Here is a 12,066-nt window from a genome sequence, read left to right on the forward strand (position 1 = left end):
GGAATAATCTAATGAAAAGTAAGTAGATTCACAGACATGCCATATCATCTGCTTCTCATTTTAATACCAACCTGCATAAATATTTGAGCAATTAAAACAAATTAAATCACTCTATAACGTTGCTAAATAGACCCCGTATATAAGCAGATTGGTATAACTGAATAAACTAGAATTGACTGTCCGGATATATTGAGCACACCAAACCATTTTACTTAACTCGATTAAAAGAAAAGATCCTTGATATAAATTGATATCACATACATTTGATTGAACTGACACCTTAGTAATACACTAATATTGCCAGTTCAATCAGTCGATTACATATCTGAAAACCGGTTAGCCGATTGCACAATTCTTTTTATCTCATTTTCTTCAATATCTTTTATTGTATCAAGCAACGTTTTTGCGCTTTCGATATCTACACGAGAATATATATGAATGTATAACTCAATAACTTGTTCATGATGGTTTACTATTTTCTCCATAATGTCCGAGATATCTAGCTCTTCAAAGAGTGAGTTGCAATCAACGCGCTCAATAATTGAGTGCTTTTCGATGTAATCAAAACACCAGGTGTTTAGCGCTTTTACGTCTGCCGTATTTTCAAATCCTTGTACAATATTCTCTAAACTCTCCTCATGCTCAGATAGGTAGCGAAGCATCATTCGTGCTCCCTCATCCTTATTTTGTTTAGAGCTCTGGTTTAGGCTATCTTTTAAGTTTTTGTGAAATAAAACGGTCCAATTGAGTACATCTCTAATTGTTTCAATTTGCATTTATTGCTCCTAAGTTTGATGATATCTATACAATATTTAAATATGAAGCATGCTAATTTTTAGGATTAGGCTCACTCGCCTGAGTGTGTTGTAAATACTGAAATAGCTCACTGTCGGTCGATAATACCAATGTTGTGTTTTGGCTAAGGGCAAGTTCAAGCGCCTGCAACGAACGGGTGAATGCATAAAATGCGACTGCTTGATCATTTTTGTTATAGGCTGAGGCGTAAATAGCGGCTGCTTTAGCATCAGCTTTACCTCTAATTTCTGTTACTGCTCGGTAGGCTTCAGATTGAATTTTATCTAAGTCTCGCTCTCTGTTACCTTGTATACGGGCAGCTTCGCCTTTTCCTTCTGACAAAAAGCGTTCTGCTATTTGACGACGTTCGCTGATCATACGTTCATAGATTTTAGGGCGTACACTTTCGTTATAATTAATACGTTTAAAGCGAATATCCATAAGCTCAATACCAAATACTTTTACTTTTTTTGCCGCCTCATTAAATATATCTTGCTCGACAACTAAACGTCCCATGCTTATAGGCACTAAACTACCAATATTCTGCTCTTTTTCAGCCTCGGTGAGTGACGAGTCACGCAAAGGTTGGCGACCTTTCGTTGTACGAATAATTTCGATTAATTCGTGTGTGGCTACTGCATTACGCGTTTCACTACCAAAAATATCATCGAGCCTAGACTGTGCGCTTCGCTCATCACCTAAACGTAAAAAATACTGCAACGGATCGGTAACCTGCCACCGCGCATAAAGACTTACAGAAATATAAAGCTTATCTTTGGTCGGCATATCAGAAGGTGTTCCTTCCCATTCCAGCACGCGCTTATCAATAAAATTAACTTGCTGAACAAAAGGCATTTTGAGTTGAATACCCGCCTCTCTAATTGGCTCTCCAACCGGTTTACCAAACTGAGTAATAACCACCTGCTCTACTTCGTTAACCGTATATAAAGCGCTATACAAAGTAACCCCTACAAGTGCAGCTAAAATACTGCTGCCAACGATTAAATAAGATTTCATGGCTGCTGTCCTTTTAGTGAAGTTAAATTGAGTAAAGGTAATACACCGCGTGCTTCGCTATCGATAATAATTTTATTTTTTATCGTTGGCATAACATCTGTCATTGTTTCTATATATATTCGTCTGCGTGTTACCTCAGGTGCCAGTTGGTACTCTGCAAACAGCGCATTAAAACGCAGAGCGTCGCCTTCAGCTTCATTAACTCGCTTAAGGCGATAACCGTCAGCCTCTCTTATTCGTTGATCGCGCTCCCCCTCAGCAAGCGGAATAACGCGGTTATATTCGCGACGCGCTTCGTTAATCAACTTTTCTTTCTCTTGTTGAGCCTGATTAACTTCATTGAACGACCCTTGTACTGGTACGGGTGGGTTAATATTTTTTAGTTGAACCTGATCAATACTAATCCCCATTACATATTTGGTTGCCAATGCCTGCATTTTTTGTAATGCCTCAATTTCAATCCCTTGCCTGCCAATGGTAATTACTTCATCTACAGTTCTATCGCCTACAACTTCACGCATAACTGATTCAGACACATATCGTAAAGTGCCTGCCGGGTCGCGCACCTCAAATAAGTACTTTTGGGGATCGGCTATCCGATATTGAATTACCCATTCAATCAGCGCAGTGTTTAAATCGCCCGTTACCATTTGGGTTTCTTCGCGTTGATTTGTTGCAGGTGAAATTTTTGGCGCAAATGCGCGAATATTATTTTCAGGATTAATATTTTGATCTGGGTCGGAGGCTCCAGGAGTAGAAAAACCAAACTCCTGCTTTAATTGCCGCTTGGTAGGCACTATTGTGACGTGATCAACACCTAATGGGATTTTTACATGTAAGCCCGCAGGCAGAATTTCTTGAAACTTACCAAACCTTAATACCAAAGCAACTGAATCACTGGGAACGGTATAGACTGCGCTATAGCCTGTAGCAATCAATCCCAAAAACAGTACTATGGTTAAACTTGTGCTAAATTTTCCACTCAGCAACTTCTTATACTTTTGAAACGCACCGCTCATCACTTTATCGATATCTGGCGGACCGCTTTTACTTTTAGAATTTGGACTATTTTCGTTTTGTGTAGAAATAATATTCTCCTTTTTAAGAAACCAAAAATATGGAGCCTTATTACTACTTTAGATTGTCATAAGCCCTAGCCTAAAGCGCTAGCGTGCTTCGCAATCTAGGTGATAACTTCCTCTGTATAATTTAAGGGTAATAATTTAGGGGTAATGATTTAAGGAATAGTTTTAAGATTTAAATTCATGCACTTATAGATTAATTTAAAGCCAAAAAACCTTAGTAAGACATTAGCGTATTTATTTTAATTGGTCTGTTCGCTACAACACATAGCGTGTTTTAAACAATAGGTTTAATTGATAAATAAAGGGTTAAGTACAACTAATGAGTACACATTATTGAATACCCATTAGCCCCTTCACGCCCTATTATGGCGTTGAATTAATTGATTTATTGCTCTTTTTTGAGGCAACCACTCGAATATATAAAACCCCAAGTATTGCAGAAAGAACCGAAGCCACTAAAACCGATGTTTTTGCGTTATGAAGATGCTCGGCTTGCCCATCAAACCCCAACGTAGCAATAAAGGTAGACATGGTGAATCCAATCCCGGCGATAAGTGAAGCACCGATAACATGCTGAAGATTAATGCCCTCAGGCAAGCAACCTATTTTGTAGCGTAAAGCAAGCCAACACGCACCCGAAATACCAATAAACTTACCAACAACAAGACCACTAATAATACCTAAGCCAACGGGATCACTGAGACTCTCAACAAATGAACTAAAGTTAAAAACCACACCCGCATTAACTAAAGCAAACAGCGGTAAAATAAACAGTGCGACAGGCAGGTGCAGCACATCTTCCCACCGACGCAAAGGTGTACCTGCATTTTCGGCTAAATCACGAATTTCGAGTACCTGTTTATGATCCTGTCTGCTAGCCAGAACATCTACTTTCTCTATTTCTTTTTGCATAGAGGTAATGGTTGTTTTTGCCTTTTCAAGCGATCTTCCTGAGCCCAACATTGAGCGTGCAGGAGCCGTTAAAGCAATAGCAACACCTGCTACAGTAGGATGAACACCTGACTGTAACATCATCCACCAGGTGGCAAGACCAATAATAATGTAAAAAAGCGGCTGCCTTATTCCGGCATAATTGGCGGCTACTAAAAAAGCAAATAGAACAACGGCGCATGACAAATACATCACCGATATTTCTTGGGTATAAAACACGGCAATAACGAGTATTGCCCCCACATCGTCAACAATCGCAAGACCTACAATAAAAGCCAACAAGCTTGTTGGTATATGTTTTCTTACAATTGTAAGCACACCTAATGCAAACGCAGTGTCGGTTGCCATGGGTATACCCCAACCAATCAGTGAATCTTGCCCCCAGTTAAACAGCGAATAAATACCAGCCGGCACGACCATTCCGCCAATGGCGCAAAAAATGAGCATGTGTCTATTTTTGGGCTCAGCTAAATCTCCAGCAAGTACCTCTCGTTTTATTTCAAGCCCTAGCAATAAGAAAAATATCACCATCAAACCATCATTAATAATGTGTTTAAGCGAGGTTTGTAGCTCAAAGTTTCCTAGAGAGATTCCAATAGGCGTATGCACTAAGTTCAGATAGGTAGCTGAATAAGCTGAATTTGCCCACCATAGTGCAATGATTGTAGATACCAGAAGAAACAGACTAGAGGTGGTTTGAGCACGCATAAAATTAGAAAATGGGTCGTGCATATAGTCTAAGCCACGATTTAGTATGTTTTTAGAATCGTTAGGCATATCAGGTAGCCTTATAAATTATGGGTGTTCGTTTTATCAAAACTTTTAAGATTTAAGTTCTCCAGTTTTACTATCAGTCAACAAACACTTCGCCTTAAAATTACTAGCATTAAGACGAAGTGCACACCCCTAATTAATCTAATGTAAAATTAGATTAGAGATAGATTTAATCATTGTGTTATTACGTTATAAGGATAAATATTTTCGCGGTTTTGGAATGCCAAAATAGCCGTATTTTTAATTATTCCTTGCTCAATGTTTATTGCACGGCGAATTGTTTCATCTTTTTGCCACTGCAAAGCACCTTTAAGTATCGTTTGTAAATAAACTATGAGCGCCGCAGAAATTGAACGCGTCGCGCTTTCCCATAAATAACTCGGTGTATGATCAACGCCATAATAATCCGTGTTGTTATATCGAAATAAAGGGTTTTTAAACGTTGTCGGCTTTGCAAAAAAGAATCCCATCCCCTCATCACAGCTAACATCAATAATTAAGCTGTTTGGTTTTAAACACTCGGCCTCTGATTCAATTACAAAGTTAACCGGATGAGCTGTTTCTTGATAAGTCCCGTTAACGATAATATCGGCTTCGCTAATTAGATCGCCAAGAGGTCGATTAGTCCCATCATGCTCAACAACCATCATGCGAGCCTCTCCTTCAAGACCTTCTCGTACCTTAACATAATGACAATCTAATATTTCTTCACGCACTTCGTGATCAGGACGCTGAATACAAATTGTAATATCTCTAAAACCATGCGCTTTAAGAGCGTAAATTGCGCCTCTACTCACTGCACCAAAACTAAATATAATCGTTTTACGTTGATCGCCATAATGACCATCAATACCCTTAAGTTGCAAAGCATGTATTACAGCGCAATACCCTGCCATTTCATTGTTTTTATAAAAAGTATGGCGCCCTGCATTTCCTTGTGGTGACCACACATACATATCTTCAAAAGCAATTAAGGTAAGTTTACGTTCTATCGCCGCTTGTGTTATTTCATGCTGTTGAACGCAGTGGGCATAGCCCCAAATAGTGCCTCCTTCGCGCATTTCTTCTAAGTCAGCAAGTACAGGCTTTGCAATAATAGCAGTGCCAATATGGGTAAGTATTTCGCTGCGAGATGCAATGCCACCCGTTAACGTTGCAATATATTCATCGCTAACATTAAAAGCGGTGCCATAGCCTTGTTCAAACACCATTTGTTTTCTAAGATTTTCGGGAATTCGTAATAAGTGCTCTGGGTGAATAGGATACCGTCTTTCATCTGTCTTGCGGGATGTTCCGATAACGCCGATAGTTAATTCACTCATGCTAAGTCCTGTTTATAAAGTAAGTACGCTTGAGTTCATCAACGAATCATCATACTTCGCCAATAAACTTAGGCGGTGTTTTTTCTGTACGTTTTTGGCTCGGATGAACCAACTCTATTTTACAAAGGTGTAATTTTGACAATAAATAATGAAGAGCAGTGAGTTAACTTGCATTGAGTTGCAAGCTGAAGACTATTACCTTTTGAGTAAAAGTGCTGACTGAGTATATCAGAAATAAGTATTACTAACTTGGGTATCTCAAACTGAAATAAAGGGAGTACTCGCTAATTACTGAGGTTTTAACTTAATGATTTACTCTGTAGAGCAGATTTAATCAGCTTGTATTGGGTTAGCTGAACGTTTGGCTTTTATATCAACTCCGGCTATGTGCCAGTGTAGGTCGGATAAGCGAAGCGCCATCCGACACAGTAAAATACCTTGCCAATTATTATCAACATTTTATGTTGTCGAGTGGCTGGAGAGTGCCATGAGCGGACGGTGGTACTAACTCGTTTATGCCCCAAAACGAGTTAACATGAATGGTTTAGGTGTCTACTTTTGTGGAGTCAGATCATAACAACTGAAGAGCACCAAGAAAATTTCTGGCACTCTTCAGAGGAGGCTCATTAGAACTTACTGAAATTATTTATTAGCGGCTGCATGCGGTTGTGGATCTTTCGCCAGTACGGCTTTTGACTTGCTGCTAGAGTAAATGCAATATAGTGCAATGCCCAAGCAAACAATAGCTCCGAGTCGGCTCGGCGAGAATGGAATTGGTTCATTTCCCAGCCAACCGAAATTATCGATCAGCATACTCATGGTCAACTGCCCAAAAATGACGGCGACAGTGGCAACAGCTGCGCCAATGCGCTGAACGGCCAGTACCATAATAACGATATATGGCACACCAAACATTGCTCCCAGCAGTTGCCATTTAGGAACGTCCATCAGGGTCAAGGCGTGTTTAGGTTCGAAGAAAAAGATCAGCAACCCCGTCACTAGCGCTCCAATCGAAAATGTTAGGAACGCGCTTTTGAATACACCAACTTTACTTCCAAGCTGGCTGTTGATAGCCGCTTGAATACTCAGCATAGCTCCACCGATGATGGTGAGAATAATCATGATAATAGTCATAAAGTTACCTTAGCCTTGTGCAACCATAACCAGCGCTACAATGATAAAAATCAGCGCGATTATACGTTTAATGTCAATTTTTCTGTGTGGCGTACCAAGTAGGCCAAAGTGATCGATTATTAGGCTCTTAAAGACCTGACCTGCTAGGATGCCAATCATGGTCATGGCGATGCCGATTGCCGGCGTTGTTACGGTCAGGATAATAACGTAAATAGGTCCTAGTATGCCGCCAAGCAGTTGCCAAGATGGCTGTGCAAAGAACGATGGGCTGTTACGCGGGCTGAAAAATAGCATCAGCAAGAAAGTAAGCGCCGCGCCCACTCCAAATACACTAAAGGTGGCCCAGAGATCACCGACTTCCTCGCCTAGTGGTCCTAGCAATCCAGCCTCTATGGACAGCCCCATACCTCCGGCAATTACAATTAAAATTAGTATCAGTTGCATATCAATCTCCTGTGGTTCAGGTAGATAATGTTACGCCTTAACATGGATGAGAAAAATGCTACAATTAGATAAACACCTTTGCAGGATATGCATAAATGAGTAAACCTGAGAACATCAACATACGCGCCTTGATGATTTATATAAATGTTTATGAAACACAGAATTTCTCTGTGGTGGCACGGGGGAAAGGAATATCAGCCTCTCAGGTGTCGCGCGTTATCCATCAAATAGAAGATGCACTCGGACAACAACTCTTTTATCGTAATACTCGGGCAATCATTCCGACGGAAAGCGGCCACCTTTTTATCCGTTATGCACGTGCTATGACGAGCAGCTTGGAGGAGGCGCGACGAGAACTCAACGAAAGAACGCTAGAACCTTCAGGTATGGTCCGCATAAACGCACCGGTATTCTTTGGACAGCGACATGTAGCACCGGCGTTAGCTGGTCTAACTAAACGATATCCAAGGCTAAGCATTGATCTCACGCTGACCGATGATTACATCGATCCTCACCGGGATTCAGCTGACGTAATTTTCCGGATTGGCGTGCTAACAGACTCCTCATTTCATGCTCGTGTGTTTGGCCAGCAGTTCTATCATCTAGCTGCATCACCAGATTATATCCGTCGACACGGCATACCTGAATCACCTGAAGAGTTAATCCATCATAAATGCTTGGTCTATCGCGGTTCGTCAGGACCAAACCGCTGGCTGATGCGTAGGCACGGGGAGAAATGGGTGCACTATCCAGTATCGCCCCTTATGTCATCCAATAATGCTGAAACGTTGTTGATTGCTGCACTCGGGGGAATGGGGATCGTGCTGTTTCCTGATTGGCTGATTGGAGACCAACTCAAGCGAGGAGAACTAATCGTACTACTGCCGGAGCTGGATAAGTCTATAAAAACGGAGTCGCAACACATCGCGGCAATCTACCCGAATGCCCGTCATCCTTCGCTGAATGTTCGGGCGATTATCGATTACTACCTTGATTCGTTCGGTTCTCCGCTTTACTGGCAGTTTGAATAAGAGCTGGTCGCTAGAAACATCGCATGTGATTTGAATAAGTTTAATACCAAGTAAGATTCATACTGAGTGCTTTATCATGCTAAAAAGGCAGCGTTCGATAATTGGAGTACTGCTTTTCTAAAAAGTTTATGTCCAAAAACGAGTTTACTCGACCGTCTGCTTCTCGCTCTTTGCCGAAGTTCGGCTTAGTTCCACTAGCAGACATTGAAGATTCTTAATGTGTGACCCATACGCTTCTAGACAATGCCCGCATCCAAGCTAAGCTCGAAGTAGAGCAAGAACAAGCAGAAATTGAAGCTGAAAAAATACTAATATCAGAGACTAAAAAAGATTTAAACGAGTGCTATCAAAAGGAAAAAAGAAAATCGGATGAAATTGGAAATACACTGACTGAAAAAAACGAATTAATACAGCACAATAAACGAGAAATGAAAATCGAAAAACAGAAGGCAAAAAATCACGGTAACGCTCTTAGTCGAAAAAACAGTTTGATAAATAAATTAAAGACCAATGCTGAATACTTAAGTTCATTCATCGAAGAGAGCTATGAAACATAAAAGCTCTCTTCGAATTCAACCTTTACCTCCAACAGAAATGCTAGTAATTCCCTTTTTTCCTAGGTTGCCCCTTGAACCCTTACCTATTCTGATGCTCTTTCTAAATCTCATGTAGCTGTCCCTGCATTAATTAATGTTTACTCTATATCTTAATTTAACAAAGCTCAAAGTATCAGAGCAACAAAAGAAAACTTAATAAGGTTCATAATGGATGTTAGAAATAGTGTTACATAGGAGTTGAACTTTCATGTATTTTAAAGCCTTGTTTTACAAGGCTCTATTTTTTAATTAATTATTTTGTATAAGTACATATATATGAACCAGGAGCTTTACCGCCTACACAAGAAACTCGACCTGCAGAAGAAGGTGATTTAGCAGAGGTACTGTAAAATTGGGCTCCAGAACGCACGGCAGCATCATAAAAATTTGAGAAAGTTGATAAACCACCTTTTTTAAAGGTATATGTACGTGGTGATGTTACAGGAAGTGTAGGTTCAACTTTGTTTCCGTCAACATCTCTACCATGTTCAAAATCCCATATAAGCTCATCACCAATAATTCCATATAACGAATATATTGCAATGCTTTTGTCATCAAAAGCAACCTGCATAAAGACTTTTTCAATTTCAGCAACGCCAGAAACTTTTGCCGCTGCGATTGTAAAGTTCGATATATCCTGTTCTAGGGTTGTATGTTCATTATAATAAGATGAAACTTCATATTGTTTTGCACCAAATCCAACTAAGTCCCAAGCGCTACCTGCAATCTCTTTAGGCACAATAGTTGCGCTTACTCCAGCTAAGCTTGCAACAACAGCACTTTTTGCATCAGATATATTATGAAAAGTATTTAAAGCGTCCTGCTCTACACCATAGCTATCTACAGTCCAACTATATATAGGTATTCTTACATCTTGAATATGACCACCACGACCATCAGGTTCATTATCTCCTTTTAATATCCTGTACCCTGTAATGGTCTTAGAAACATTGAATTTCTCAATAATTGATTTATCTAGATTCATTACATAAACATCGCGAGGGCGATCTACTTTAGCTTTTAATCTTGCTGTATTTTTGAACTGTTCGAAAGAAAAACATGTTGAGCATTCAGTGTAAAGTGGAGTTTCCGAGGCTAAACTTGAGAAAGAAACTAGTCCAATTAAAGATGTTAAAAGTAAATTTTTTATCATAATCATTCCATAATTAAATAAACGTAAAAGAAACATTATTCTAACTTCTTTTTCATTACTTTTAAAGCATTAACAACTACAAAAGCATTACCCGTTAAGAGTTAATGTATGGGGGATGGGTAACTAACCCACTATATCGCGATCGCGGCTTTTAATTTTAACTAGGCGAAGCCGTAGCGAGGAACGAGTGCGACTTTACAGAGTTAAGTGCAAAATAGTCCTTAAAACGCGTTCACCAATCTTCCAGCTAAAAAAAGCTAATCGTGCCTTGATAAACTTCTCTTTATGGAGCTTAGAGGCTCGATAAGGAAATTCCATATGCACAGGTAAATTGCATTACTTTTCATACAAAGTCGCTTAGAATCACTCTGAGGTGTGAAATGTCGTGATTTTTTGGGGTATGCCGTAGCTAGGGGAAAGGCCGACAGGAGTATAAACTGAAGAGTGGCTTTAATGCTTAAAGTTTTGTAACTTATTCACAGGCTAACGCCTTTTTAATAACTCTTGTTTTTAGCACCGCTGTAGCCACCTAAAACTGTAGTCAATAAAAGAGAATAAGATGTTTTTTTATAGCCAATTATTAAGTAGATGCCTCAATCGTCTTGACTAAATAAATATAGTCCACCCTCCGCCTCGAACAACTTAATATAACTAGCGCCTCAATACCTGGCTATCACTCATCCACGAACCGCTTTGTAGCGTGCTAAGCTTAAAGATCAATAAAAAACTGGAGCACACTAAACTCGCCAATTAAAATCGTTTTTCTTGTAATTGATTTATTTCCCTCATTATATCGGTTTGTGGGGGTAAAAATTTGACTGTATGCGAGCCGCGCAAATGTCTGCTCGTAGCACGTTTACTTGTATATGTGAACAAACACCAATATGAGTAATTAACTATTTTTAGCCAATCACAATGACCGCTATTCGTTCTTTGCCGAAATTCAGCTTAGTGCTATCAGTCGTAACTCGTTTCTGCCCCATTATCATTCAGGGCATGTACTCAGCTGCATTCTGCTTAGCTAGGTTAAGCCCTATTTCAACTAATGTTAATTGCCATATTTAGAGACAATTTTATTTACATCTATAATCAGCCCAAAACTTAGATGTGAACTTCAAGCAATATTGGCGATAACGAATACGTACCAAGATAAACGATAACGCAATACCGCAACACCGCATTTTTGCTTATTATTCAAAGCTTTATATCGAAACTTCATTTGTAATAGACTCTTTTTTAGGTATACTTAGAAAATCAAAACTTAAATATTTGAGGATGGTACTTGATGATAGTTACTATAATTTATAAAGCAGCCGCGGCAAATGTAGTAAAAACGTCAGAGGGAGAAATCACCATTAAGGATGGTGAAAACCCGCTAGATATTCGTCAGTGGATGGCTTTAAAGATACAGCCAGGAATCCTAAGAAGAATTAAAAATGGATATATTTCCGTAAAAGATACAAGTGTAGAAGAGGAAGCTATTAAGGAGTTTAAATGTTCTCTTTTTGAGCAGTTAAAGACTGAAGGGTATTCTTTAGTTCAAAAAAAATGTGAATCAAGTAATTACAAAGATTTTGAACAAGCCTTGGTTAAACAATGGCTTTCGAAAGAAGAGGATGCAATGATAGAAAGCAAAGCACTGCGTGAAGTAGATAGTTTGGGTATAGCTAAAAGTACTAAAAATATCGCATTGTTTAGTGCTGTAATATTATGTGTTCCGATAGTTATAGGTTTAGTGGGCATGATAACCTAAAAAGATATTGG

12 protein-coding genes are annotated in these 12,066 nt (G+C 39.4%); 3 read left to right on the forward strand and 9 right to left on the reverse strand.

Translation table 11 applies throughout. The features are described from left to right. Positions 1-317: 317 nt before the first annotated feature. The 7 genes from CXF76_RS01985 to CXF76_RS02015 form a co-directional block, all read right to left on the reverse strand. Positions 318-776: an ATPase gene (locus CXF76_RS01985; protein ID WP_101162941.1), complete on the reverse strand. Its 459-nt coding sequence runs from the start codon at positions 774-776 to the stop codon at positions 318-320. 52 nt (positions 777-828) lie between these two features. Then, positions 829-1,812: a protease modulator HflC gene (hflC, locus tag CXF76_RS01990; protein ID WP_024590355.1), complete on the reverse strand. Its 984-nt coding sequence runs from the start codon at positions 1,810-1,812 to the stop codon at positions 829-831. Beyond that, a complete protein-coding gene (gene hflK / locus CXF76_RS01995; protein WP_198551839.1) occupies positions 1,809-2,750 on the reverse strand; it encodes an FtsH protease activity modulator HflK in 942 nt (313 codons plus the stop codon). The genes hflC and hflK overlap by 4 nt, the downstream gene beginning before the upstream one ends. Positions 2,751-3,260: 510 nt before the next feature. Continuing rightward, on the reverse strand, positions 3,261-4,625 hold the full coding sequence (gene nhaA / locus CXF76_RS02000) for a Na+/H+ antiporter NhaA (RefSeq protein WP_101162943.1): 1,365 nt from the start codon (positions 4,623-4,625) through the stop codon (positions 3,261-3,263). A 170-nt stretch (positions 4,626-4,795) separates the two neighbouring features. After that, positions 4,796-5,944, reverse strand: a complete 1,149-nt coding sequence (locus CXF76_RS02005) for a N(5)-(carboxyethyl)ornithine synthase (protein ID WP_101162944.1) — start codon at positions 5,942-5,944, stop codon at positions 4,796-4,798. A 642-nt stretch (positions 5,945-6,586) separates the two neighbouring features. Beyond that, entirely contained in the window at positions 6,587-7,078 is a 492-nt protein-coding gene (locus CXF76_RS02010) for a DMT family transporter (RefSeq protein WP_101162945.1), read from the reverse strand. A 9-nt stretch (positions 7,079-7,087) separates the two neighbouring features. Then, complete coding sequence (locus CXF76_RS02015) at positions 7,088-7,522, reverse strand: DMT family transporter (RefSeq protein WP_024590359.1); 435 nt, start codon at positions 7,520-7,522, stop codon at positions 7,088-7,090. A gap of 95 nt (positions 7,523-7,617) precedes the next feature. On the opposite strand from CXF76_RS02015, the gene CXF76_RS02020 reads away from it, so the two are divergent. Beyond that, on the forward strand, positions 7,618-8,553 hold the full coding sequence (locus tag CXF76_RS02020; RefSeq protein ID WP_024590360.1) for a LysR family transcriptional regulator: 936 nt from the start codon (positions 7,618-7,620) through the stop codon (positions 8,551-8,553). 221 nt (positions 8,554-8,774) lie between these two features. Then, positions 8,775-9,110, forward strand: coding sequence for a hypothetical protein (locus CXF76_RS02025; RefSeq protein WP_024590361.1), 336 nt, complete (start codon positions 8,775-8,777; stop codon positions 9,108-9,110). A gap of 15 nt (positions 9,111-9,125) precedes the next feature. Here CXF76_RS02025 and CXF76_RS02030 read toward each other — a convergent pair whose 3' ends face one another. Further along, on the reverse strand, positions 9,126-9,221 hold the full coding sequence (locus CXF76_RS02030; RefSeq protein ID WP_076915493.1) for a DUF4236 domain-containing protein: 96 nt from the start codon (positions 9,219-9,221) through the stop codon (positions 9,126-9,128). A gap of 181 nt (positions 9,222-9,402) precedes the next feature. Next, positions 9,403-10,302 carry a hypothetical protein gene (locus CXF76_RS02035; RefSeq protein ID WP_024590362.1) on the reverse strand — a complete coding sequence of 300 codons (900 nt, stop codon included), beginning with the start codon at positions 10,300-10,302 and terminating at the stop codon, positions 9,403-9,405. Positions 10,303-11,587: 1,285 nt separating this feature from the next. Between CXF76_RS02035 and CXF76_RS02040 the strand changes: the two genes are divergently transcribed. Beyond that, positions 11,588-12,055, forward strand: coding sequence for a hypothetical protein (locus CXF76_RS02040; protein WP_024590952.1), 468 nt, complete (start codon positions 11,588-11,590; stop codon positions 12,053-12,055). Positions 12,056-12,066 lie beyond the last annotated feature (11 nt).

It is taken from the genome of Pseudoalteromonas sp. 78C3 (assembly GCF_002836695.1).
In the GTDB taxonomy this organism is placed as follows: Bacteria; Pseudomonadota; Gammaproteobacteria; order Enterobacterales; family Alteromonadaceae; genus Pseudoalteromonas; species Pseudoalteromonas arctica.